The sequence below is a fragment of the Pseudogulbenkiania sp. AW2-16 genome, from assembly GCF_056824575.1.
Window position 1 is genome coordinate 106915 of sequence record NZ_CP157668.1, and the last position, 24525, is coordinate 131439.

The window sequence follows — 24525 nt, forward strand, 5'->3', positions numbered from 1 at the left end:
CCACTCGGCGGCCTTTAGCCCGCCACCCGCGGCCAGTCGGCAAGACTGGCCTTTTTGATGCCTGCGGTTTATCGCCCGCAAGACACGAGAGATTTACCCCGATGAAAGCCATCAAGTTTGCTATGGCCGGCGCCCTGCTGGCCGTTTCCGTCCTGGCCTCCGCCGAAGAGGCCGTGCTCAAGGTGTCGGCCATTCCGGACGAGGCCCCGACCGAACTGCAACGCAAGTTCGCTCCGCTCGGCGCCTACCTGGAGAAGGAACTGGGCATGAAGGTGCAGTTCGTGCCGGTGACCGACTACGCCGCGGTGGTGACCGCGCTGACCTCGGACAAGATCGACATGGCCTGGCTCGGCGGCTTCACCTTCGTGCAGGCGAGCCAGCGCGGCAAGGTGGTGCCGCTGGTGCAGCGCGAGGAAGACAGCAAGTTCACCTCGAAGTACATCGCCAACGCCGAGGCCGGCATCAACTCGCTGAAGGACCTCAAGGGCAAGAGCTTCGCCTTCGGTTCGGCGTCGTCCACCTCGGGCCACCTGATGCCGCGTTACTTCCTGCAGAAACAGGGCATCAAGCCGGAAACCTTCTTCAAGAACGTGGCCTACTCCGGCGCGCACGACGCCACCGTGGCCTGGGTGGCCTCCGGCAAGGTGGAAGGCGGCGTGCTCAACGCCTCGGTGTGGGACAAGCTGGTGGAAGCCGGCAAGATCGACCCGGCCAAGGTCAAGCTGATCGGCACCACCCCGGCCTATTACGACTACAACTGGACCGTGCGCGGCAACCTCGACGCCAAGCTGCAGCAGAAGATCACCAAGGCCTTCCTCAAGCTCGATCCGAAGAATCCGGAACAGCAGGCCATCCTGGAGCTGCAACGCGCCAGCAAGTTCATCCCGACCAAGGCGGCCAACTACAAGGGCATCGAGTCCGCGGCCAAGGAAGCAGGCCTGCTGAAGTGAGCCTGACGTTCGAACGTGTCGGCCTGCGCCTAGGCGGGTCGACGATCCTCGACGACGTCAGCCTGGCGCTGGGCGACGGCGAGCAGGCGGCGCTGATCGGCCCGTCCGGCGCAGGCAAGTCGTCGTTGCTGCTGCTGGCCAACACCGTCTATCGCCCAAGCCAAGGGACGGTCAGCGTACTGGGGCAGGACCCCTGGCGTTGCGCGCCGCGCCAGCTGCAGTCCCTGCAAGCCGACATCGGCACGGTTTACCAGGCGCCGCCGCTGCCGGCGCGGCAGCGCGTGGTCAACGCGGTGGCCGCCGGACGGCTGGGGCGCCAGGGTGCGCTGGCCTCGCTGCTGGCGCTGCTCAGGCCGCACGACGCCGCCGGCGTGGCAGAGGTGCTGCAGCGCGTGGACCTGGCCGACAAGCTGTGGGCGCGCTGCGACCAGCTCTCTGGAGGGCAGCGCCAGCGGGTCGGCATCGCGCGCGTGCTGTACCAGGCGCCACGCCTGATGCTGGCCGACGAGCCGGTGTCGGCGCTCGATCCGCGCCTGGCCGAGGAGACGGTGAAACGCCTCGCCGACGATGCCCGCGCCCGCGGCGCCACCTTGCTGATGAGCCTGCACTCGGTCGACCTGGCGCTGGCTCATTTCCCGCGCATCATCGGCCTGCAGGGCGGCCGCATCCTGTTCGATCTGCCGCGCGCCGAGGTGCATGGCGGGCTGATCCAGGCCTTGTACGCCGGCGAAAGGTTGGCCGAAGACGATACCCTCCCGGCCGATGCCGAACCCGGCTTCCCGCGGGGGGTACGATGCTGAGCCACCCGCGCGACCCGGCGCTGCTGCCGCGCCTGCTGTGGGGCGCGCTGCTGCTGGCCTTGCTCGTGCCGACCCTGCCGCTGACCGGCTTCAACCCGCTGCAGCTGTTCGACGCTGCCACGCTGAAAACCCTGGCCGGCTTTGTCGCCGGCTTCCTGCCGCCGGCCAGCGACACGGTCTTTCTCGGCGAGGTGATGCGTGCCAGCGTCACCACCCTGGCGGCGGCCACCGCCGGGCTGGCGTTGGCGATGCTGGTCGGGCTGCCGCTGGCCTTCGCCACCACCCGTGCGCTGGACCGCCATGCGCTGACCGCGGCCGCGCCGTCAAGGTTGGCCGAAGCCGGCAAGTCGCTGCTGCGCGGCGTGATGGTGCTGCTGCGCGGGGTGCCGGAAATCGTCTGGGCGCTGCTGTTCGTGCGCGCCGTCGGACTCGGCTCACTGCCGGCGGTGCTGGCGCTGGGATTGGCCTACGGCGGCATGCTGGGCAAGGTCTACGCCGAAATCCTCGAATCGCAGCCGCGCGCCCTGGCCCGGGCGCTCTGTGCCGCCGGCGCCGGACGCACCCAGGTGCTGGGCTACGGGCTGCTGCCGCAGGCCTTGCCGGAGCTGGTCAGCTACAGCGTGTACCGCTGGGAGTGCGCCATCCGCGCCTCGGCGGTGATGGGCTTCGTCGGCGCTGGCGGCATCGGCCAGTTGCTCGACACCTCGATCAAGATGATGAACGGCGGCGAAGTCAGCACCTTGCTGCTGGTCTTTTTGCTGATCGTGGTGGGGACCGAGGGCGTCAGCCGGCTGTCGCGCCGCTTGCTGGAGAGCCGCCAGGGTGGCGCCGTGCTGGCCGGCACCGCCGTGCTGGCGGCGCTGGCCAGCGTCGCCTGGCTGCTGCCGGCGTGGCGCGAGGCCGGTTTCGATGGCACCAGCCTGCTGCGCTTCGCCAGCGAATTCCTGCCGCCCGACGCCAGCCCGGCGCTCCTCGCCGACATCGCGCGCGGCGCGCTGGAAACGCTGGCGATGGCCTTCCTCGGCACCGCGCTGGCGTTTGCCGGCGCCGCCCTGCTGGCACTGCCGGCGTCCGGGCGCTTCGGCCAACCTGTCAAGGCGCTGGCGCGGCTGCTGCTCAACCTGCTGCGCGGCATCCCCGATCTGCTGTGGGCCTCGCTGGCGGTGCTGGCGGTCGGCCTGGGGCCGGCGGCCGGGGTGCTGGCGCTGGCCTTGCACACCAGCGGCGTGCTGGGACGGCTGTTCGCGGAAACGCTGGAGAACGCCCCTCCGGCACCGGAGCAGGCCTTGCGCGTGCTCGGCGCCGGGCGGCTGACGGCGTTCTGCTACGGCCTGCTGCCGGAAGTGTGGGCGCAATGGCTGGCCTACGCGCTGTACCGCGGCGAGAACAACATCCGCGCGGCGGCGGTGCTCGGCATCGTCGGTGCGGGGGTGGGACAGCAGCTCTATCTGGCGCTGTCGCTGTTTCAACTGCCGACCGCCGCCAGCCTGATCCTGGCCATGCTGCTGCTGTCGTGGCTGCTGGAACAGTTGAGCCGGTTGCTGCGGCAGCAACTGGAAGCGGCGACGGGACACGCGGCCTGAGCCGACATGCCGGACGAATTAGTCCGCTCCCGGCATGTCGGCTACAATCGGGACTTCACTTCCCTGTCGGAGCACGGCGATGCGAGTCTCCATCCTGGGCGCCTCCAGCGGCATCGGCCGCCCCGCCCACACCACCAGCTTCCTTCTCGACGACCACACGCTGATCGACTGCGGCACCGGCGTCGGCTCGCTGGAGGTGGCGCAACTGCTGCGCATCACGCGCGTACTGCTGTCGCACAGTCATCTTGATCACTGCGGCTTCCTGCCGCTGTTGGCCGACGTGCACGCCGGCCACGCCGGACCCGGCATCACCGTCTACAGCCAGCAGGCCACGCTCGACGCCGTCAAGCAACACCTGTTCAACGGCGTGATCTGGCCTGACTACACCGTCACCCCCAGTCCGGAAAACCCTCACGTGCGGTTGCAGGCCATCGAGGTCGGCGACCCGGTCGCCCTGCCCGGCGCTATCGCCACGGCCTTGCCGGCCGAGCACAGCATTCCGGCGGTGGGTTGGCTGGTGGAAGGCGACTGGCGTGCGCTGGCGTTCAGCGGCGATAGCGGCCCCTGCCCGGCGTTCTGGCAATGGATCGCCCACGTGCCGTCGCTGTCCGACGTGCTGTGCGAGGTCACCTACGACGACGACCACCTGCCGCAGGCACGACGCTACGGCCACATGGCGCCGTCGCTACTGGCATCGCTGGTCGACCCCTTGCCACCGGCGGTGCAGTTGTGGATCAGCCATCTCGACCCCGGCGAGGAAGAGCGCATGATGCAGCAAATCCGGGCGGTGTTGCCGCCGCACCTGCACGTGGAGCGGCTCAAGGCCGGCGTGACGATCGAACTGTAAGGCGCGTCACAGTACGGCGTCGAAGCCGGCGTTGTTGAGTACCGCGAGCAGACTGGCGCTCGTCAGCAGGTGCGGGTTGAACAACACCCGCACCTGTCCCCCCGTCAGCCCCGCCTCGGCCTGAGCCACGCCGGGCACCCGGGTCAACAGGGTCGCCACCCGGCGCTCGTCACCCTGCCCGCCATGCCCCACCAGTTTCACCACGACTTCTTCCATTCTCGCCTCCCGATGAGGCAATCATTTCCACCGTCTCAGCAGCAACGAGTTGCTGACCACCGAGACCGAACTGGCCGCCATTGCCGCCCCGGCGATCACCGGATTCAGCCAGCCCAGCGCGGCCAGCGGCACTCCTAAAACATTATAAACAAAAGCAAAAAACAGATTCTGCCGAATCTTGACCAGGGTGCGGCGCGACAGGCGGATGGCGTCGGCGACGTGACGCATGTCGCCCTGGCGCAGCGTCACGTCGGCGGTTTCGATCGCCACGTCGGAGCCGGCCCCCATGGCGAAACCGACGTCGGCCGCCGCCAGTGCCGGGGCGTCGTTGACACCGTCGCCAACCATGCCGACCTTGTGCCCGGCGCGCTGCAACTCGGCCACCGCCGCGGCCTTGTCCTGCGGCTTCACCTCGGCACGGAACTCGGCGATGCCGGCGGCGGCGGCGATGCTCGCAGCGGTGGCAGCCTTGTCGCCGGTCAGCATCACCACCTTCACCCCCAGGCGACGCAAGCGCTCGACGGCCTCGGCGGAACCGGGCCGCAGTTTGTCGGCGATCGCCAGGAGTCCCATCAAGGTGCCCTCGCGTCCCAGCGCGATCACCGTCTTGCCCTCGGCGTAGAACGCGCTGGCCGCCTCCGGCAGGCTATCGACCAGCCAGTCCGGCACGCCAACCCGCAGACGGCCGTAACCTTCGATCTCGGCCTCCACCCCACGGCCGACCTCTGCCGAAAAATCCTGCACCGGCAGGCGCGTCAGCCCCTGCTCTTCGGCAAAGTCCAGCACGGCACGCGCCAGCGGGTGTTCCGAGCCGGCCTCGATGCTCGCGGCCAGCTGCAACAGGGTGTCGCGCGGCACCGTCAGGGGCAGCACGTCGGTCACCACCGGGCGGCCCTCGGTGAGGGTGCCGGTCTTGTCCACCACCAGCGCCGTCAGCCGCCCCGCCGTCTCCAGCGCGGTGGCGTTGCGGAACAGGATGCCGCGCCGCGCCCCGTTGCCGATGCCCACCATCACCGCGGTCGGCGTGGCCAGCCCCAGCGCGCACGGGCAGGCGATCACCAGCACGGCCACGGCGTGGATCAGCGCACGCGCCCAGTCGCCGGTGAGCCAGCCGGTGACGAGCAGCGTGACCACGGCGATGGCCACCACCGCCGGCACGAACACGCCTGAGATAACGTCGGCGAGGCGCTGGATCGGCGCCTTCGAGCCTTGCGCCTCGCTCACCAAGCGCACGATGTCGGCGAGCTGGGTCTGGCTGCCGACCCCGGTGGCACGCACCGTGAGCATGCCGTCCTGGTTCTGGGTACCGGCGTACACGGCATCGCCGACCCCCTTGGTCACCGGCAGGCTCTCGCCGGTGAGCATGCTCTCGTCGACGGCGGCGTGCCCGGCGATCACCTCGCCGTCCACGGCGATACGCTCGCCGTGGCGCACCAGCAGCACGTCGCCCGGCTGCAGCAGCGTCACCGCCACCTCCTGGAGCTGGCCGTCGCGCTCCACGCGCGCCGTTTTCGGCGCCAGACGGATCAGTTCCTCGATCGCGCCCGAGGTCTTGCCCTTGGCGCGCGCTTCCAGCAGCTTGCCCAGCAACACCAGCGTGATCACCGCCGCGCCGGCCTCGAAATACACATGCTGGTCGTGCCAGCCGGCCAGCGTCACCACCGCCGACAGCAGGTAGGCCATGCTGGTGCCCAGCGCCACCAGCACGTCCATATTGGCCCCGCCGCCACGCAGGGCGTGCCAGCTGCCCTTGTAGAAGCGCCAGCCGGCGAGAAACTGCACCGGCGTCGCCAGCACCAGCTGCACCCCTCGCGGCAGCATGCCGTGCGCGGCGCCGCCCAGCATCGTCACCATCTCCAGCAACAAGGGCGCGGTCAGCAGCGCCGCCAGCCAGAACCAGCGCCGCTCCTTGAGATAGGCACTGGCGATGCTTTTCGGCCAAGGTTACGTCGCCAGCCGTGGCGCGCGGCGCCGCGCTGTAGCCCGCCTTGCGCACCGCGGCGATGATCGCGTCCTCTCCCACCGCCCCGGCGGGAAAGTGCGCCACGGCAGTTTCAGTGGCGAAATTGACGCTGGCGTGCACGCCGGGCAGGCGGTTCAGGACTTTCTCGATGCGGCTGGCGCAGGCGGCGCAGGTCATGCCGCCAATATCCAGCTCCAGCCGCTCCTCGGGAACCGTATAGCCGCTCTGGCGGATGCGCTCGATCAGCCGTTGCGGCGTCTGCTGCTGCGGGTCGAACTCGACCCGGGCGGTTTCACTGGCGAAGTTGACCTGCGCGTCGACCCCATCGAGGCGATTCAACACCTTCTCGATACGGTTGGCGCAGGCAGCGCAGGTCATGCCTTCGATCGGCAGGGTCAGCTGGGTCCGGCTCATCGCTCGCTCCATGAATGCGGTTTACCCATTATATACCCCCATAGGGTATATGAAGGCAAGCGGAATTTACCGCCGCCACATGAAAAAAGCCCTGCACGGGCAGGGCCTTGGCGGCGGGGACAGGCGCGCGTCACAACCACTTGCGGCGCCAGAACACGAAGTACAATCCCGCTCCCAGCACCAGCATCAGCCCCAGGATCAGGAAATAGCCGTAGTGCCAGTGCAACTCGGGCATGTAGTCGAAATTCATGCCGTAGATGCCGACGATCAACGTCAGCGGCATGAAGATCATCGACAAGGCGGTCAACACCCGCATCTGCAGGTTGAGGCGATTGGACTGGGTCGAGAGGTAAAGATCGAGCATGTCGCCCACCAGTTCGCGCGACATCTCCAGCGATTCGATCACGTGCACGGTATGGTCGTAGGCATCGCGCAGGTAGATCTGGGTTTCCGGCTGGAAAAACCCGTAATCGCCGCGCGCCAGCGAGGTGAGCACCTCGCGTACCGGCAGGATGGAACGACGCAGTCGGAGGCAATCGTGCTTCAGGCGCTGGATACGCCGCAGAATGCTGGCATCGCGGCCGACCAGCAGCTGGCTGTCGGTCTGCTCGACGTACTCGGTGAACTGGGTGAGGACACCGAAATAGTCGTCCACCACCGCATCGAGCAGCGAATAGGCTAGGTAGTCGGCGCCGCGCGAACGGATCAGGCCGCGCGCCGTGCGGAGGCGCTCGCGCACCGGCTCGAACACGCCGAGCGGACGCGACTGGAAGCTCAGCACGAAGTGGCGCCCGACCACCAGGTAGATCTGGTCGTGCTTGAGCCGGCCATTGCCCTCACCGGGAAACTGGTACACCCGGCTGGCGATGAACAGGTAATCGCCGTAATCCTCGACCTTGGGACGCTGGCGGGCGTTGAGGATGTCTTCCAGCACCAGCGGATGCAGCCCAAAGCGCTCGCCGATGGCGCGCATCACTTTGGGCTCGTGCAGACCGTAGACATTGAGCCACAGCACCGGCTCGCCAGGCCGGTAGGCGAGCCCTTCTTGCAGCGAGGCGAAGGTGGTCTCGCGCAACGCCGAAGGACCGTACTCCATCAGGGCGATGCGGGGCTGGTCCAGCGCGGGCTCGCCCACCGCCATCAGCGTGCCCGGCGCCTCGCCCAGCGTAGGTACCTTGCCCTTCAGCCGTTCATAGCGCTTCATGCTCGCACGATATCAAGGGTGAATCCGACGTTGTCCCACTGCTTCACCTCCTGCTTGAAGGCGCTGGCGGTGAGCGGGTTGGCGACGAGCCAGGCCTTGTCCAGGGTCAGTTCGAAGCCGCGCGAGGTCTGGCGCAGCTCCAACACGTCGGGCAAAACGACATCGTTGCGACTGCGGTAGAACAACACCGCCAGCCGCAGCGCCACCATCGCCTGCCAGTGGCCGGGCTCGGACAACAGCGACATCATCTTGCCCATGTCGCCACGCTGCCCCAGCACGATACTGGCCAACGTCGCCTGTTCGCGCTTGGAGAAGCCCGGCATGTCGGCGTTCTGCAGGATGTAGGCGGAGTGCTTATGGTAGGCGGTATGCGCGATGGTGAGACCGATTTCATGCAGGCGTGCGGCCCATTGCAGGCGCTTGAGGGTATCCGGATCGCATTCGACGCCGCACAGCATGCCGCACAGCCGTTCCGCCAACGCCGTCACGCGTTGCGACTGCGCCAGATCGACGTGATAGCGGCGCTTGAACTGGGCTACCGTGGTGTCGCGCATGTCCTTCTCCCGATGACGGCCCAGCAGGTCGTAGAGCACGCCATCGCGCAAGGCGCCTTCGGCGACGATCATCTTGTCGATCAACAGCTCTTCAAAGATGGCGATCATGATCGCCAGCCCGCCGGCGATCACCGGCACCCGGTCGGCCTTGAGGCCGTTCAGGTTGACGTATTTGAGGTTGCCGAAGCGGATCAGTTCCGCCTTGAGCCGCTCCATCCCCGACAGCGTGATGTCGTCGGCGGAGTAATCGTTGATCTCCAGTGCGTCGCGCAGCGCGCGGGCGGTGCCGGAGGTCCCCACCGCCAGCTGCCACTCTTCCGGGCGGTACTCGTGGACGATGCGCTGCACCTCGGCGCGCGCCGCCATGATGGCATCCTGGAAATTGCTGCGATTGAGCTTGCCGTCGGCGAAGAAGCGCCGGCTGTAGCTGACACAGCCCAGCGGCAGGCTTTCGGTCACCAGCGCGCGGAACTGGCTGCCGATGATGAATTCGGTGGAACCGCCGCCGATGTCGACCACAAGGCGGCGCTCCTTGGTGGCGGGCAGCGAATGGGCGGCACCGAGGTAGATCAGGCGCGCTTCCTCACGCCCGGCGATGATCTCGATCGGGAAGCCCAGCAAGGTCTCGGCGCGCGCGATGAAAGCGGGAGCATTTTTGGCCACGCGCAGGGTATTGGTGCCGACCACGCGCACCTGCTTGGGCCCCAGCCCGCGCAGGCGCTCGCCAAAGCGAGCGAGGCAAGCCAGGGCACGCTCCTGGGTATCCTCGTCGAGGGTCTTGTCGTCGCTCAGGCCGGCGCCGAGGCGCACCGTATCCTTGAGGGTATCGAGGGTGTAGAGCTGATCTTCCACCACGCGGGAGACCTGCAGACGGAAACTGTTGGACCCCAGATCGACCGTGGCGAGCACATCATGGGGGGCGTTGGACTGGTCAAGATCACCCCTTTTGTTCTTGGGTTGGATATGAAAATGGCGGTAACACGAATGTTACCGCCATTGTCGCTGCAACGTCACGGCGTGTCAGCCCGCTTGCGTCTCGCGCTTGATCTCTTCCAGAGAGGTATGGCGGATATCCTTGCCCTTGACCAGGTAGACCACGTACTCGGAAATGTTCTTGGCGTGGTCGCCGATGCGCTCGATCGCCTTGGCGATGAACAGCGTGTCGATCGACATGCTGATGGTGCGCGGGTCTTCCATCATGAAGGTGATGAGCTGGCGCAGTTCGGCCGAGAATTCCTCGTCGAGGATCAGGTCTTCCTGGGCCAGTTCCAGCGCCGCGGTGGCGTCGAGGCGGGCGAAGGCGTCAAGCGCGCGGCGCAGCATGGCCAGTGCCACGTCGGCCATCTTGCGCACCTCGCGGAAGCGCGGCAGCTGGTAACGCTCCGACTGGTGGATGATCTTGCCCTGGCGGGCGATCTTCTGCGCTTCGTCGCCGATGCGCTCCAGGTCGGTGATGGTCTTGATCACGGTGATCACCATGCGCAAATCGCTGGCCGCCGGCTGGCGGCGCGCGATGATGTGCTGGCAATCGTCGTCGATGGCGACCTCGAGCGAGTTCACCAGCGCATCGTCGGCCACCACCTTGTCGAGCCGCTCGATGTCGGCCGCCATCAAGGCATCGACGGCGGACTGGATTTGTTGTTCGACCAGCCCCCCCATCTGCAGCACGCGGGTGCGGATGGTTTCCAGTTCCAGGTCAAACTGCTTGGACGTATGTTCAGCCATGACTCTCTCGTACGAATAGCGGTAACGCTACAGGATAAGCGCGTGGTGTGACACGGGGATGACAATCAGCGCAGAACCTCGATCCCGCTCTGGCGGCCGAGGATCAGCACGTCGGCACGGCGGCGAGCAAACAGGCCGCAAGTGACCACGCCGGCGATCTGGTTGATGGTCTCCTCGAGTTCCACCGGCTTGGAGATGTGCAGACGGTATACGTCGAGGATGATGTTGCCGTTGTCGGTGACGAAATGCTCGCGCAGCTCCGGGTGGCCGCCCAGCTTGACCAGTTCACGCGCCACGTAGCTGCGCGCCATCGGCACCACTTCCACCGGCAGCGGAAAGCCGCCCAGCACGTCGACGTACTTGGTTTCGTCGGCGATGCAGATGAATTCGTTGGCCACCGCGCCGACGATCTTCTCGCGCGTCAGCGCGCCGCCGCCGCCCTTGATCATGTGTAGGTAGTGGTTCACTTCGTCGGCGCCATCGATGTACACCGGTACCTCGTCAACGGTGTTGAGGTCGTATACCGGGATATGGTGGGCCTTGAGCCGCTCGGTGGAGGCCTCGGAACTGGAGACGGCTCCCTTGATGCGCCCCTTGATGGTCGCCAGCTCCTCGATGAACAGGTTGACGGTGCTGCCGGTGCCCACACCGACGATGCAGTTGTCGGGGACGAATTCCAGCGCCTTCTGGGCGACGGCAAGTTTGAGCTGGTTCTGGGTAAGCATCGTGGCCTCCTCGGTCTTCTATGTAATGGTCCTGTCCTAATTATCCCATATGGGGCAGGAATTGTCGGACAAATTGCCAACGGGCATCACGCCGGCATCAAGAGGCAAACGGCCTGCGCCTCGATGGCCTCACCGCGCCCCAGATAGCCCAGTTTTTCGTTGGTCTTGCCCTTGACGTTGACGGCGGTGACGGCCAGGCCAAGATCGCTGGCGATGGCGGCGCACATGGCATCGATGTGCGGAGCGAGCTTGGGACGCTGAGCGATCAGGGTGGCGTCGACGTTGACCACCTGCCAGCCCGCCGCGCGTACCCGCGCCATGGCCTCGCGCAACAGCACGCGGCTGTCCGCTCCCTTGAAGCGTAGATCGGTATCAGGGAAATGGCGACCGATGTCGCCCAGCGCCGCCGCCCCCAGAATCGCGTCGGTGATGGCGTGCAGCAGGGCGTCAGCGTCGGAATGGCCGAGCAGCCCCTTGTCATGGGGAATGGTGACCCCGCCAAGAATCAGCGGGCGCCCTTCCACCAACTGGTGAACGTCATAACCCTGTCCAATGCGAAACATATCTGTACATTATCCTTTTCGTGTAGGGCCCATTTCCCGCAGGCGGGCTCAAGCAGCTTGAGTGACGCCGGAGCGCAGGCGCCGGAATGGTCACGGTGTCCATGAGGATCGTGACGGAACGCATCTCTTCACGAGAGGCGCCCGCGCCGGGCATCTCCAGCGCCCACGCGGCGAAAGCAGCGCCGCTTGATGAGATCGGCGCTCAGCCGCGCCGGGTGGCGAGCAAGGCCTTGGCCAACGCCAGGTCGCGCGGCCAGGTGACCTTGAAATTCTGCGCCTCGCCTTCCACCAGCCGGGGCTGCAGGCCCAGTTGCTCGATGGCCGAGGCTTCGTCGGTAATGATGTCGACCGGCCCCTTGGCCAGCGCTTCGGCCAAGCGGCCGGCGCGGAACATCTGCGGCGTCTGCGCCAGCCACAGCCGTTCGCGCGGCACCGTGGCGCTGACGCGCTGCTCGGCGTTGGCACGCTTGACGGTATCGGCGACCGGCAGCGCCAACAGACCGCCCACGGCGTCGTCGGCCAGGGTGGCGATCAGGCGCTCCACCGCCGCCACGCTGAGGCAGCAGCGCGCCGCATCGTGCACCAGCACCCAGTCGTCGTCCGCCGCAGCCAGCGCCGCGAGGCCGTTCTGCACGCTCTCGGCGCGGCTGGCGCCGCCGACACGATGCACCTCGAGCTTGGCGATGTCGTCCCAGCGATAGCTGTCGAACCACTCGTCGCCGGGCGAGATCACCAGCGCCACGCGCTCGATGGCCGGCACAGCGGCCAGCGTCGCCAGGGTGTGCCACATCAGCGGCTTGCCGTCGAGTTGCAGGTATTGCTTGGGGCTTGGCGCGCCAAAGCGGGAGCCGGAGCCGGCGGCTGGCACCAGTGCGAGATAGCGGCTCATGCCTGCGGCTCCGCAGCGGGCGGCGATTCCAGGCTGCGCCACAGGCAGGTGCCCTTGACCGCCTTGTCGAGGTCGTCGAGATAGGTCGCGTGTGCGGCCAGCTCCTCGGCGTTGGGGCGGAGGATCGTGATCGGCTTGCGCTCGAACTCGAGCGCCCCCAGATCGGCGCCGCCGCCGACATCGAGATCGATGTCCATCACCAGACTGTTCTGGCCGCGCGTCATCCACAGATAGACTTCGCCCAGCAGTTCGCAGTCGATCAGGGCGCCGTGCAGGGTGCGGTTGGAGCGGTCGATCTCGAAGCGGTCGCACAGCGCATCGAGGCTGTTGCGCTTGCCGGGAAACTGGTCGCGCGCCATCACCAGGGTATCGATGACGCTGGCGCACAGCGTGGAAACGCGCTCGATGCCGATGCGGTCGAACTCGGCGTTGAGGAAGCCGACGTCGAACGGCGCGTTGTGGATGATCAGCTCGGCGTCGCGCAGAAAGTCGGCGATCTCGGGGCCAACCGCGGCAAAGCGCGGCTTGTCGGCCAGGAAGTCGAGCGAGATGCCGTGCACGCGTTCGGCATCGGGGTCGATATCGCGCTCGGGATGGATATAGAGGTGCAGCGAGCGCCCGGTCAGCTTGCGATTCACCATCTCCAGCCCGGCGAATTCGATGATGCGGTGGCCCTGCGACGGTTCGAGGCCGGTGGTTTCGGTATCGAGGATAATCTGTCTCATAAGTGCTCTGTGCTGCTAGGCCCCCACGAACCTGTGCATGATCTTACTGCGCGTCCCCTGAGCGGGGTTCAGGTGCCATGCGTGCGAATCTGTCGCTGGGCAAATCGGAAGATTTGCACGCAGAGAGTCGCACCGCGCGCAGAAGTTCTCATGTACGGCATGCACATTCCGCTTTCTGCACTGCTCTGCCCCCGTAGCGGGACGCTCGCGATCTATCCGGAACAGGTTCTTAAGGTTGGCCGAAAAGATTAGGTTCAGGCGCTCAATGTCTCGACGCCGCGGTTGGCGAGCTGGTCGGCGCGTTCGTTGAACTCGTGACCGGCGTGCCCTTTGACCCAGTGCCAGCTGATCTGATGTCCAGTCTGCAGCGCGTCAAGCTTCTGCCACAGGTCGGCGTTTTTGACCGGCTCCTTGGCCGCGGTTTTCCAGCCGCGCTTCTTCCAGCCGTGAATCCACTCGGAAATGCCCTTCTGCACGTACTGCGAGTCGGTGTACACCGCCACCTTGCAGGGACGCTTGAGCTGCGCCAGGCCTTCGATCACGGCGGTCAGCTCCATGCGGTTGTTAGTGGTGCCCTGCTCGCCGCCGAACAGTTCCTTTTCGCGCCCCTTGAAGCGCAACAGCACCCCCCAGCCGCCGGGGCCGGGATTGCCCTTGCAGGCGCCATCGGGGTAGATCTCGACTATGTCTTGGGTCATACGCTTTCTTTAGTGTGATGGCCGGCGGAGTGGCGATGGTCGTTGCCCCCCGCCACTGCCAGGCCTTTCGCGGCCTTGGCCGGTTTCCATTGCGGCATGATCAGGCGCATGCCGCGCTGCCGCTTGATCGCCTGGATGCCGTACACCCCGGCCGCCAGCGGCCACCAGCGATCGCCGGCCTTCTCCATGAAGCGGAAGCGCTCGAGCCAGTCGGCCCGCGCGAACGGCGGACAATAGCCCATGAAGCTGCCGCCTTCCGGTTCCAGATCCAGCAGCGTCAGCCAGTCCTTGATCCGCACCAGCGACAGGAACTGGGCGTTCCACGGCACCTGCTGCCGCCCCTCTATCAAGCGGCGCACGCCCCACAGCGATACCGGGTTGAAGCCGGTCAGCACCACCCGCCCCTCCGGCATCAGCACGCGCTCGGCCTCGCGCAATACCTGATGGGGATGGATGCTAAAATCCAGGATGTGGGGCAACACCACGAGATCCAGGCTGCGGCTCTCGAACGGCAACTGCTCGGGCAGACAACGCACGTCGGCGCCAGGTTCCTGACCGGCCCGGCCCTTCCAGGGAATACGGTTGGCGGCGAGGAAGTCCAGCTGCGGCAGACCCACCTGCACCGCGCGAAAACCGAAGGCATCAGCCACGGTGCGGTCGTAGAACGCCTGCTCCCTGGAGAGCAGATACTGTCCCAGCTCGCTAGAGGTGAGCCAGTGGCCAAATGATTCCATCATCGAAGGACGACCTCTACTCATGTTCACCGTCACGCCCGTGCCCGCCTTTTCCGACAATTATATCTGGCTTTTGCAGCAAGCCGGCCGTGCCGTTGCGGTCGACCCGGGCGACGCCGCGCCGGTGCTGGCCCATCTCGCGGCGCACGGCCTGGCGCTGGAGGCGGTGCTGGTGACCCATCACCACGCCGATCACGTCGGCGGCCTGGCCGAACTGACGCGGCATTACCCGCACCTGCGCATCATCGGCCCGGCATCGATCGCCCAGGTCAACGAAGCCGTGATGGACGGCTCTCGGTTCGAGCTGCTGGGCGCCCAGTTTGACGTGCTGGAAGTGCCCGGCCACACCCTCGACCACCTGGCCTACCTGACCGATGGCCGGCTGTTCTGCGGCGATACCCTGTTCGGCGCCGGCTGCGGCCGGCTGTTCGAGGGCTCGCCCGAGCAGATGCACGCCTCGCTCGGCCGCATCGCGGCGCTGCCCGACAGCACCCGGCTCTACCCGGCGCACGAGTACACCCTGTCCAACCTGCGCTTTGCCGCCGCGGTGGAGCCCGATAATGACGCCATCCGGCAAAGGTTGGCCGAAGACCAGGCCACGCTTGCGGCAGGCGAGCCGACGCTGCCGTCGACGCTGGACAAGGAGCGCGCCACCAATCCTTTTCTGCGCACCGAGGTCGACGCCGTGACGCGCCGCGCAGCCCAGCAAGCCGGCGCTCCCCTGACGACGCCGGCGGCTGTCTTCGCCGTGCTGCGTGAGTGGAAAAACAGCTTTCGTTAAAACAGAAAAAAGCTATATTCCCCCTATAGGAAATGCGGTCATGGCACGCTTCATGAGCTTGGTCAAATATGACGAAAGCTCATGAAATTATTTGCTTTTTCGTGTTGACACCCCGTTTTCTGGCCGATAGCATCGGCCAGAATTTCTGATTTCAGGCCCGCCAAATGAAAAGAATCACACCATTGGCACTTTCGTTGTCATTTGTATTTTCCGCCGCCCCGGTAGTCCACGCGGAAGACTCGGGCGCCTTCCGCCAGTCGATCGGGGTGGACGAAGGCCTGGCCACCGGCCTCGACATGATGCTGCTCAACTCCAGCCTGCTGCGTAACGGCGACAACGTCTGGCAGCGCGTGCGCGAGGGCTTTCAGCTTGACGAGGTCAACGCCGAACTGGTGCGCCGCCACGAACGCAGCCTGGCCGCCCGCCCCGAATACTTCAGCCGCATTCTCGAACGTAGTCACAAATACCTGTTCCACATCATGAACGAAGTGGAACGGCGCGGCATGCCGACCGAGATCGCCCTGCTGCCGGCGGTCGAGAGCGCCTTCGTCGCCACCGCCCAGTCGCCGGTCGGCGCCTCCGGCTTGTGGCAGTTCATGCCCTCCACCGGGCGCCACTATGGCCTGGAACAGACCTGGTGGTACGATGGCCGCCGCGATGTCACCGCCTCCACCTCCGCCGCGCTGGACTACCTCGATTACCTGCACAGCCTGTTCGGCGACTGGAACCTGGCACTCGCCGCGTACAACTGGGGAGAAGGCAACCTGACACGCGCCATCACCCGTGCGCAGGCCGCCGGCCTCGAGCCCACCTACGAAAACCTCAAGCTGCCGAACGAGACGCGCAACTACGTACCCAAGCTGCTGGCGGTGCGCAACCTGCTCGCCAGCCCTGACAAATTCGGCCTGAAGCTCGACAAATTCCCCAACAAGCCCTATTTCGTCGCGGTTTCCACCGGTCGCCACATGGACCTGGACGTCGCCGCCAAAATGGCCGGCATGTCGGTGAGCGAGTTCAAGGAACTCAATCCGGCCTTCAACCTGCCGGTCTACGCCCACAAGGCCGGGCGCCAGATGCTGATCCCGGCCAACCGCGTCGACAAATTCGAAGCCAACCTCAACAAGTGGGACAAGCCGCTGCTGAGCTGGCAGGTTTACACCCCGGCCACCGATGAAGACCTGGCCGCCGTGGCCGACCGCTACGGCATGAGCCCGGCCCAGCTGCAGGCCGTGAACCGCGTCAAGGGTTCCACCATCAGCGCCGGCAAGCCGTTGCTGGTGGCGCTGAAAGGTAATGCCGACCTCAACAGCACCACCACCGATACCGATAGCGGCGGCGACACTACCGTGGCCGGCACGCTTTCGACAGCAACGCTGGTCGCCAGCGCCAGCCCGGCAGTCGGGGTCGGCACGCCCCCGAGTGGCGGCGTCCAGCCCGTCGCACTGACCGTGCGCGCCACGACCGCCGCCATCCCTGTGGCTCCGTCGGCGACAGCCGCGGAAAATACCGGCGCCGTACGCGATACCTCCACCGCCGTCCCGAGCAGCCTCCCGGAGAGCAAGCCGAGCGAGGCCAGCGTCGCCGCCAACGCCGCGACACCGGGCAGCACACCGCAGGTCAAAGCCAGCGAAGTCAGCGTCGCCGGCAACACCGCCGCTCCGAGCAATACCCCGGTGGTCAAGGCCAGCGAGGCGAGTGTCGCCAACAGCAAGGCTAATGAAACCGGCCCGGCAGTCGCGAGCAGCGCAACCCCGGCCGTTGCCACCACCTACATCGTGGCCTCGGGTGACACGCTCTACAATATTGCGCGTCGCTACAATCTGACGGTCAGCGATCTGAAAGCCTTCAACGGCCTGGCCGACAACGACATCCGCCTGGGGCAGACCTTGCAGCTCAAAGCCCCGGCCGGCACGGGCTACCTGGCCGCCGCTTCGCGCGACAGCCTGATGCGGGTCGCGTCCACCGCCACGGCAGCAACCGGCGCGGTGCCCGCCGAATACGTGGTGCAGCGCGGCGATACCATGTTCAGCATCGCCCGCAAGTTCGGCGTGCGTCACAGCGACCTGCAACGCTGGAATGGCTCGGACGAAGTGGTCTCGCTGCAACCGGGCCAGCGCGTCCGCCTGCAGGGTCTGTAACGCCCAGACGTCTGCGCTGCTGGCTCCGGGTCGGCAGTGCGGACGATTCCTTGCCGCGGCCCCCACCGCCACACTGGACGGCTGCCGAAATTTCCGCGCGCGTTCAGGAATCAATGCCCCACGAAAACAGCCCCGCAAAGCGGGGCTGTTTTCGTGGGGCAAGAAGGCCGGTACGGACTCACTCCTGTTGCCGGCTGTCCAGCCAGATAGTCACCGGACCGTCGTTCACCAACCCCACTTTCATGTCGGCGCCGAACACCCCGGTCGCCACCGGCTTGCCCAAGGCTTCGGCCAACGTCGCCACGAAGCGCTCGAACATCGGCGCCGAGATGTCGCCCCGCGCGGCACGGCTGTAGGAAGGGCGGTTGCCTTTCCTGGTGCTGGCGAACAACGTGAACTGGCTCACGGCCAGCACCTCGCCCCGCACGTCGAGCACGGAGCGGTTCATCACTCCGGCCTCGTCGTTGAAAATACGCAACTGGGCGATCTTACGCACCAGCCAATCGATGTCGCTCTGCTCGTCCACCTCCTCCACGCCGACCAGCAGCAGCAAACCTGGCCCGATCGCCCCGCTCACCGCGCCATCCACCCTGACCTCCGCTTCGCTCACCCGCTGCACCAGCACCCGCATTGCCCGATCTCCTGTTTCTCGACTGCCGGCATTCTAGCGTCTCTCCGGCGCCGGATCACGGCTGTCGCGCCGTACGGGCGACGCACATCCGGTACAATCGCCTCATCGGAACCACGAGGACTCCCACCCATGCTGATGGTGATCTCCCCGGCCAAGACGCTGGACTACGCCACCCCGCCCCGCACCGAGCGCTATACCCAACCGGACTTTCTCGACCACAGTGCCGAACTGATCGAGGTGCTGCGTGAGCACAGCCCGGCCGAAATCGGCCAGCTGATGGGCATCAGCGACCCGCTGGCCGTGCTCAACGCCGGCCGCTACGCCGAGTGGGCGCGCCCTTTCACGCCCGGCCAGGCCAAGCAGGCCGTACTCGCCTTCATGGGCGACGTCTACGAAGGGCTCAATGCCAACGAGCTGGACGAGGACGAACTGGACTACCTGCAGCAGCATCTGCGCGTGCTGTCCGGGCTCTACGGCGTGCTCAAGCCGCTCGACCTGATGCAGCCTTACCGCCTGGAAATGGGCACCCGTCTCGCCAACCCGCGCGGCAAGAACCTGTACGAATTCTGGGGCGACATCGTGACCGACGCCCTGCGCCACCGTCTGGCCCAAGCCCCTGCTCCGGTCTTGGTCAACCTGGCTTCCGAAGAATACTTCAAGGCGGTCAAGCCGAAGAAACTCGAGGCCACCGTGATCACTCCGGTGTTCCAGGATTGGAAGAATGGCCAATACAAGATCATCAGCTTCTACGCCAAGCGCGCGCGCGGACTGATGGCGCGCTGGGCCGCCAAACATCGCGTCACCGATCCGGAGCGGCTGAAAGCATTCGATTACGAGGGCTACGCCTTCGATGACCAGGCCTCCGATGCGCGGCACTGGGTATTCCGCCGCGACCCGGCGCGGTGCTGAACAACCGGGCCTCCTGCCCGGTTTTTCTCTCGCCCCCCTCGTCGCCTCCCCTAAATCACGCTTGTTGTTAACAATAAAAACCCCATTGGCAACATGTAATTACATGAAAAGCGAAAGCGCGTCTGAGTTGATCTAGGTCATACCATGACGATGTCACCGCCCCTATCGTTCGGCCAACCAAAATGGAACAGCCAGAACAATGAATCAAACAAGGTGGCGGGAATGAAAGTGAATCTACCCATCAGCAGCGTCGAGAAGCCCTTTACCGAAGGCATCATCGTCACGCGTACCGACCCTCAGGGGGTCATCACCCACGCCAACGACCTGTTCGTGCAGGTATCCGGTTTCAGCCGTGAGGAGCTACTCGGCAGCCATCACCACATCGTGCGCCATCCGGAGATGCCGGCGGTGCTGTTCGAGGACCTGTGGCGCACGATCAAAGCCGACCAACCCTGGCGCGGCTACGTCAAGAACCGCTGCAAGAACGGCGACCATTATTGGGTTGACGCCCTCGTCATCCCGGTACGCCAGGAAGGCAGCACCGTCGGCTACATGTCGGTGCGCCGCCCGGCCTCACGCGAGGCCATTCGTCACGCCGAGCAGTGGTACGCCGAACTGGCGGCCGGCCAGAAACTGGTCAAGCCCCGTCCAGGCGGCATACGGGAAACGCGCGTACGCATGGCTTTCGGCGCACTGACGAGCCTCATACTGGGCTATTTCGCCTGGCGCGGCAGTTCGCCCGTCGACTATGCCCTGGCCAGCGGCGGTTTGTTGGCCCTGGCGGGCTGGGTAGCCTTCGAGCGGCAGCGGGCCGGGCGCTTTGCCCGCCTGCGCGCGGTGTGCCACGACATCGCCGAAGGCCGCTTGAACAACGAGCTGGCCATCCATCGCCTGGGTGAATGCGGAGATCTGGAAGAGACCCTCGCCTACATGCAGGTGCATCTCAAGGTGATGATCGACGAGTTGCAGATGAATGCCCGCTCCCTCGCCGCCGGCACCGGCGACATGAACGACAGCCTGAACGACATCCGGCAGCGCATGGAGGCCGGCAATCACAGCGTGACGCAAATGAGCAGCGCCATCGAGCAGCTGTCCTCGTCGATCGAGCAAGTCGCGCAACATGCCAGCGATACCTCACAGCTGTCGGCCCGCTCGCGCGACGCGATCCAGTCGGGCGAGCAGGAAATGGCGCGCTCACGCTCCTGCAGTCTAGACGCCGCCCAGGCGGTGGAAACGGCGCAGGACACCATCCGCTCCCTGTCCGACGCCATCAACGCCATCGGCCAGGTCACCCAGACCATCCACGACATCGCCGAACAGACCAACCTGCTGGCACTCAACGCCGCCATCGAGGCGGCGCGCGCCGGCGAAAGCGGCCGGGGCTTCGCCGTGGTGGCGGATGAAGTACGCAAGCTGGCCGAACGCACCAGCGCCAGTACCGAGCAGATCAACGCCCTGGTCGACAATGTGCACCAGGCGGCAGAAGGTACCATCGCCACCATGAAGACCGTCACCGAGGCGACCCGCGCCGGCGTCGCCACGCAGCAGAGCACCGCCCAGCAACTGGCCGCCGTGCGCGACACCACGCTGCAGGTCAACGACATGATGAAGGACGTGGCCATGACCAACAGCCAGCAATCGGCCTCCGCCGCGCAATTGTCGGCGCGCATGGGCGACGTCGCCACCCAGATCGCCGAATCACACCAGCATGTCGAGGAAGCCGGCCAGGTCATCACCCTCTTGGCCAGCCAGTCGCGCCAGCTGGCCAGACTGGCGGGGCAATTCGAGATTCATTGACGGTGGCGGAAGGAGGCCGGGGAGACGAAGCATTACGACACCCGGCCCACAGTGCTCCAGCGGCAGATCGAGGCGTCGGCCCCGCGCCACGCGGCGAGCAGCAGCACGGCTGCCGGACTCGCTGGCCGCGACGCGGGGAGGCAATCTGTCAGGGGAAGGAAGTGAGTAGCGGCAGCGGGCGGAGCAAACGAAAACAGACGCCCAAGCAAAAAGCCGTGAATTCTTGGCAGAATTCACGGCTTTATGTTGGTTGCGGGGGCAGGATTTGAACCTACGACCTTCGGGTTATGAGCCCGACGAGCTACCAGACTGCTCCACCCCGCGTCAGAAACCTGTTGCTGCGAAGCACTTCTTTGCGAAGCGTCTCGTGCAGCGAGGAGACGAACTATAAACTTCGGTTACAGATCGGTCAAGCGTTTTTCGAAAAAAAATCGTCAACCTCATGCTTCAAGGCCGAAACACGCCCTCCCCAGCCTCCACCTCAGAGAGTCGGCCAGCAGCTGAAACCCTCCAGCGAAGCGTCCACCACGCACTCCTGTACCTCGACCATACTGACCTCGGCCGCTGGCGGGCCGTTACGCGCCCAGGTAACAAATTCCAGCAAGTTCTCCGGCTCGCCGCTGATCAATGCCTCGACCGTGCCATCGCGGCGGTTGCGGACCCAGCCGCTGACCCCAAGACGGGACGCCTCCGCGACGGCGCCGTCGCGGTAACACACGCCCTGAACCCTGCCATGAATGCGCAGCAGCCGTGTCATTTGTCTCATGTCCGTCTCCTTCCCCCTGTCCTGTTGATAGCAGTCGCCACGAGCGATGGCAATGCCCTTGAAACGCCAAACCCCGTTGGCGCCAAGCGCGAACGGGGTTTGGGGGCGATCCCGAGAGGCGGCCCCAAGGGGCCGTCAGCGGCGGCGATCAGGCCGCGGTCGGGATGAAGGCGTTGGCCGAATAGAGGGCGCTGGCCATACCCAGCACCGACCGGAAGGTCACTTCGAACTGCTTGCCGATCTGGCGGATACTGATCACTTCGTAACGGATCTCATGGCCGTCGTCTTTTCGCTCGACAATTTTGCAGCCTGGCTGCAATTGACTTACACGCATTACTTTCTCCTTGTTGTTTTCAATAACAACAACATTGTCATGCCAACACTTAACTTTTCACGAAATCTCAACATAAATCAATAGACAACGGCAGGAACACGACGTTCCCAGTTGAATGGACACACTGTAGCAGCGTGAGATGACAGCTTGATGACTTCTAGAATGGAAAACGCCTTGTCAGCTTCAAAGAGGCTGGCAAGGCGTCAATGGGTCAGTATACCCTAATTTTTCTTTTACACAACAACTATTTAGCCGATGCGCATCCCCGGCTGGGCGCCATCGTCGGTATCGAGCAGGAACAACCCGCTCGTGTCGTCGTTGCCGGAGGCGCAGACGATCATGCCGGCCGACACCCCGAAGCGCATCTTGCGCGGCGCCAGGTTGGCCACCACGATGACGTTGCGGCCGACCAGCTTGTCGGGCTCCTGGTAGGCCTGGCGGATGCCGGAGAAGATGTTGCGCGTCTCGAAACCGAGGTCGACGGTGAATTGCAGCAGCTTGTCCGAACCATCGACGAACTGGCAGGCCAGCACCTTGCCGACGCGCAGGTCGAGCTTGGCGAAATCGTCGATGGTGATGGTGTCGGCGAGCGGCTCATAGTTGGCCGAAGCCTCGGCCGGAGCAGCTTGTTGGTCCATGCTTTGCTTGTTCGCTTCGATCAGTTTGTCGATCTGAGCCGCCTCGACGCGCTGCATCAGATGCTGGTACGGTTTGATGGTGTGGCCGAGCAGCAGGGTGTCGGCGTCGTCCCACGTGAGCGGGGCGATGTTGAGGAAGGCCTCGACGTCGGCCGCCAGCTTTGGCAGCACCGGCTTGAGGTAGATGGCCAACAGGCGGAAGGCGTTGACCAGCACGGTACAGACTTCGTGCAGGCGCGCCTCCATCCCTTCCTGTTTGGCGAGTTCCCACGGCTTGTTGGCGTCGACGTAGGCATTGACCTCGTCGGCCAGCGCCATCACGTCGCGCAGCGCGCGGGCGTATTCACGCGCCTCGTAGGCGGCGGCCAGCGTCGCGCTGCTTTCGGCCAACTGCTGCAGCAGCGGGTGTTCGCACTGTGCGGCATGGCACACCGGGCTCGCCAGCACGGAGCTGGATACGCTCTCCGCCAGACGGCCGCCAAAACGCTTGGTGATGAAGCCGGCGGCGCGGCTGGCGATGTTGACGAACTTGCCGATCAGATCGGAGTTGACGCGCGCCACGAAATCGTCGAGCGACAGGTCGATGTCCTCGATGCGGGCGTTCAGCTTGGCGGCGACGTAGTAGCGCATCCATTCCGGGTTCAGGCCGCAATCGAGGTAGCTCTTGGCGGTGATGAAGGTGCCGCGCGACTTGGACATCTTCTGCCCGTCCACGGTGAGGAAGCCGTGGGCGAACACACCGGTCGGGGCGCGGTAGCCGGAGTACTTCAGCATCGCCGGCCAGAACAGGGCGTGGAAGTACAGGATGTCCTTGCCGATGAAGTGGTACAGCTCGGCGTCGGAATCCGGGCGGAAGTAGTCGTCGAAATCGAGGCCGCTCTTCTCGCACAGGTTCTTGAAGCTCGCCATGTAGCCGATCGGGGCGTCGAGCCAGACGTAGAAGTACTTGCCCGGTGCGTCGGGAATCTCGAAGCCGAAGTACGGGGCGTCGCGGCTGATGTCCCAGTCGTGCAGGCCGCCCTCGATCCACTCGTTCATCTTGTTGAGGGATTCATGCTGTAGGTGCGGCTGGGTTTCGCCATCGGCGCGCACGCTGGAACCGGCGGTCCAGGCCTTGAGGAAATCGGCGCAATCGCCCAGGCGGAAGAAGTAGTGCTCGGACGATTTCAGCACCGGCGTGGCGCCGGACACCGCCGAGTACGGATTCTTCAGGTCGGTCGGGCTGTAGGTGGCGCCGCAGCTCTCGCAGTTGTCGCCGTACTGGTCCTTGGCGCCGCACTTGGGGCACTCGCCCTTGACGAAGCGGTCCGGCAGGAACATCTGCTTTTCCGGATCGAACAGCTGCTCGATGGTGCGCGACACGATCTTGCCGTTGGCGCGCAGCGTGCGGTAGATGTGCTCGGCGAAGTGCTTGTTTTCCGGGCTGTTGGTGCTGTAGTAGTTGTCGTAGCCGATGTGGAAGCCGGTGAAATCGGCCAGGTGCTCGGCCTTGACGCGCTCGATCAGCTGCTCGGGCGTGATGCCCTGCTTCTCGGCGGCGAGCATGATCGGCGTGCCGTGGGTGTCGTCGGCACAGACGTAATGGCAGGCGTGGCCGCGCATTTTCTGGAAGCGCACCCAGACGTCGGTCTGGATGTGTTCGACCATGTGGCCGAGGTGAATCGCGCCGTTGGCGTACGGCAGGGCGCTGGTCACCAGAATCTTGCGTGGGGAGGTCATTCGGGGGTCCCTGGTTCGAATCTCAAGCGATCGATTATAACAGCAGGACCGGCCGCCTTGGAGCGGGCCAAGGCCTTGCCGCGTTTCCATGGAGGCACAACGGAAGAGGCCGGCTCGTTCTTGTGGAACGGGCCGGCCTCTTCAGGGGGCGCCACGGCGGTAGTCCGTGGCGGGTACGACGTGTGAGGGGCATTTTAATGCATCGCGCAGCGCACGGCTAGC

The 24525-nt window shown here is 65.4% G+C and carries 23 protein-coding genes, 1 tRNA gene and 1 pseudogene; 8 read left to right on the plus strand and 17 right to left on the minus strand.

Translation table 11 applies throughout. The annotated features are described in order from the left end of the window. Positions 1-101 precede the first annotated feature (101 nt). The 4 genes from ABKF58_RS00500 to ABKF58_RS00515 all read left to right on the plus strand — a co-directional run bounded on the left by ABKF58_RS00500 (position 102) and on the right by ABKF58_RS00515 (position 4180). Positions 102-950: a putative selenate ABC transporter substrate-binding protein gene (locus ABKF58_RS00500; RefSeq protein WP_482583019.1), complete on the plus strand. Its 849-nt coding sequence runs from the start codon at positions 102-104 to the stop codon at positions 948-950. After that, the gene (locus tag ABKF58_RS00505; protein ID WP_482583020.1) at positions 947-1750 is read left to right on the plus strand and encodes a phosphonate ABC transporter ATP-binding protein; all 804 of its coding nucleotides are present in this window, start codon (positions 947-949) and stop codon (positions 1748-1750) included. Before ABKF58_RS00500 ends, ABKF58_RS00505 begins: the two co-directional genes overlap by 4 nt. Further along, entirely contained in the window at positions 1744-3333 is a 1590-nt protein-coding gene (locus ABKF58_RS00510) for a PhnE/PtxC family ABC transporter permease (protein ID WP_482583021.1), read from the plus strand. The genes ABKF58_RS00505 and ABKF58_RS00510 overlap by 7 nt, the downstream gene beginning before the upstream one ends. Before the next feature lie 79 nt (positions 3334-3412). Next, entirely contained in the window at positions 3413-4180 is a 768-nt protein-coding gene (locus ABKF58_RS00515) for a 3',5'-cyclic-nucleotide phosphodiesterase (RefSeq protein ID WP_482583022.1), read from the plus strand. Positions 4181-4186: 6 nt separating this feature from the next. Here ABKF58_RS00515 and ABKF58_RS00520 read toward each other — a convergent pair whose 3' ends face one another. The 12 genes and pseudogenes from ABKF58_RS00520 to ABKF58_RS00575 all read right to left on the minus strand — a co-directional run bounded on the left by ABKF58_RS00520 (position 4187) and on the right by ABKF58_RS00575 (position 14593). Beyond that, a complete protein-coding gene (locus ABKF58_RS00520; protein WP_014086352.1) occupies positions 4187-4396 on the minus strand; it encodes a heavy-metal-associated domain-containing protein in 210 nt (69 codons plus the stop codon). Positions 4397-4417: 21 nt separating this feature from the next. Continuing rightward, a complete protein-coding gene (locus ABKF58_RS00525) occupies positions 4418-6262 on the minus strand; it encodes a heavy metal translocating P-type ATPase (RefSeq protein WP_482583023.1) in 1845 nt (614 codons plus the stop codon). Between the two features lie 166 nt (positions 6263-6428). Then, positions 6429-6785 (minus strand): annotated as a pseudogene (locus ABKF58_RS00530) (copper ion binding protein); the annotation flags it as partial. A 118-nt stretch (positions 6786-6903) separates the two neighbouring features. Further along, a complete protein-coding gene (corA, locus tag ABKF58_RS00535) occupies positions 6904-7977 on the minus strand; it encodes a magnesium/cobalt transporter CorA (protein WP_482583024.1) in 1074 nt (357 codons plus the stop codon). Next, a complete protein-coding gene (ppx, locus tag ABKF58_RS00540; RefSeq protein WP_482583025.1) occupies positions 7974-9440 on the minus strand; it encodes an exopolyphosphatase in 1467 nt (488 codons plus the stop codon). The genes corA and ppx overlap by 4 nt, the downstream gene beginning before the upstream one ends. 111 nt (positions 9441-9551) lie before the next feature. Further along, on the minus strand, positions 9552-10256 hold the full coding sequence (phoU, locus tag ABKF58_RS00545; RefSeq protein WP_008953081.1) for a phosphate signaling complex protein PhoU: 705 nt from the start codon (positions 10254-10256) through the stop codon (positions 9552-9554). Positions 10257-10321: 65 nt separating this feature from the next. Then, on the minus strand, positions 10322-10981 hold the full coding sequence (gene rpiA / locus ABKF58_RS00550) for a ribose-5-phosphate isomerase RpiA (protein WP_008953082.1): 660 nt from the start codon (positions 10979-10981) through the stop codon (positions 10322-10324). Positions 10982-11067: 86 nt separating this feature from the next. Then, the gene (gene ispF / locus ABKF58_RS00555; RefSeq protein WP_008953083.1) at positions 11068-11544 is read right to left on the minus strand and encodes a 2-C-methyl-D-erythritol 2,4-cyclodiphosphate synthase; all 477 of its coding nucleotides are present in this window, start codon (positions 11542-11544) and stop codon (positions 11068-11070) included. A gap of 202 nt (positions 11545-11746) precedes the next feature. Then, positions 11747-12433 carry a 2-C-methyl-D-erythritol 4-phosphate cytidylyltransferase gene (gene ispD, locus ABKF58_RS00560; RefSeq protein WP_014086345.1) on the minus strand — a complete coding sequence of 229 codons (687 nt, stop codon included), beginning with the start codon at positions 12431-12433 and terminating at the stop codon, positions 11747-11749. Beyond that, the gene (gene dnaQ, locus ABKF58_RS00565) at positions 12430-13158 is read right to left on the minus strand and encodes a DNA polymerase III subunit epsilon (protein ID WP_294864170.1); all 729 of its coding nucleotides are present in this window, start codon (positions 13156-13158) and stop codon (positions 12430-12432) included. The genes ispD and dnaQ overlap by 4 nt, the downstream gene beginning before the upstream one ends. Positions 13159-13412: 254 nt before the next feature. Then, complete coding sequence (gene rnhA, locus ABKF58_RS00570) at positions 13413-13856, minus strand: ribonuclease HI (RefSeq protein WP_014086343.1); 444 nt, start codon at positions 13854-13856, stop codon at positions 13413-13415. Continuing rightward, a complete protein-coding gene (locus ABKF58_RS00575) occupies positions 13853-14593 on the minus strand; it encodes a class I SAM-dependent methyltransferase (RefSeq protein ID WP_482583026.1) in 741 nt (246 codons plus the stop codon). The genes rnhA and ABKF58_RS00575 overlap by 4 nt, the downstream gene beginning before the upstream one ends. Before the next feature lie 19 nt (positions 14594-14612). On the opposite strand from ABKF58_RS00575, the gene gloB reads away from it, so the two are divergent. Together gloB and ABKF58_RS00585 are read left to right on the plus strand one after the other, a co-directional pair. Next, on the plus strand, positions 14613-15371 hold the full coding sequence (gloB, locus tag ABKF58_RS00580) for a hydroxyacylglutathione hydrolase (RefSeq protein ID WP_014086341.1): 759 nt from the start codon (positions 14613-14615) through the stop codon (positions 15369-15371). A gap of 194 nt (positions 15372-15565) precedes the next feature. Next, positions 15566-17509: a lytic transglycosylase gene (locus ABKF58_RS00585; RefSeq protein WP_482583027.1), complete on the plus strand. Its 1944-nt coding sequence runs from the start codon at positions 15566-15568 to the stop codon at positions 17507-17509. 178 nt (positions 17510-17687) lie between these two features. On the opposite strand, the gene dtd is transcribed toward ABKF58_RS00585, so the two are convergent. After that, positions 17688-18140 carry a D-aminoacyl-tRNA deacylase gene (gene dtd, locus ABKF58_RS00590; RefSeq protein WP_482583028.1) on the minus strand — a complete coding sequence of 151 codons (453 nt, stop codon included), beginning with the start codon at positions 18138-18140 and terminating at the stop codon, positions 17688-17690. Positions 18141-18269: 129 nt separating this feature from the next. On the opposite strand from dtd, the gene yaaA reads away from it, so the two are divergent. Continuing rightward, positions 18270-19049 carry a peroxide stress protein YaaA gene (yaaA, locus tag ABKF58_RS00595; RefSeq protein ID WP_482583029.1) on the plus strand — a complete coding sequence of 260 codons (780 nt, stop codon included), beginning with the start codon at positions 18270-18272 and terminating at the stop codon, positions 19047-19049. A gap of 222 nt (positions 19050-19271) precedes the next feature. Beyond that, the gene (locus tag ABKF58_RS00600; protein WP_482583030.1) at positions 19272-20846 is read left to right on the plus strand and encodes a methyl-accepting chemotaxis protein; all 1575 of its coding nucleotides are present in this window, start codon (positions 19272-19274) and stop codon (positions 20844-20846) included. Positions 20847-21093: 247 nt separating this feature from the next. On the opposite strand, the gene ABKF58_RS00605 is transcribed toward ABKF58_RS00600, so the two are convergent. The 4 genes from ABKF58_RS00605 to metG all read right to left on the minus strand — a co-directional run bounded on the left by ABKF58_RS00605 (position 21094) and on the right by metG (position 24303). Continuing rightward, positions 21094-21170: transfer RNA gene (locus ABKF58_RS00605), tRNA-Met, on the minus strand. A gap of 157 nt (positions 21171-21327) precedes the next feature. Further along, positions 21328-21612 carry an acylphosphatase gene (locus tag ABKF58_RS00610; protein ID WP_041702840.1) on the minus strand — a complete coding sequence of 95 codons (285 nt, stop codon included), beginning with the start codon at positions 21610-21612 and terminating at the stop codon, positions 21328-21330. A 148-nt stretch (positions 21613-21760) separates the two neighbouring features. After that, positions 21761-21946 carry a hypothetical protein gene (locus tag ABKF58_RS00615; RefSeq protein WP_008953094.1) on the minus strand — a complete coding sequence of 62 codons (186 nt, stop codon included), beginning with the start codon at positions 21944-21946 and terminating at the stop codon, positions 21761-21763. A gap of 248 nt (positions 21947-22194) precedes the next feature. Then, positions 22195-24303, minus strand: coding sequence for a methionine--tRNA ligase (metG, locus tag ABKF58_RS00620; RefSeq protein ID WP_482583031.1), 2109 nt, complete (start codon positions 24301-24303; stop codon positions 22195-22197). Between the last annotated feature and the right edge of the window lie 222 nt (positions 24304-24525).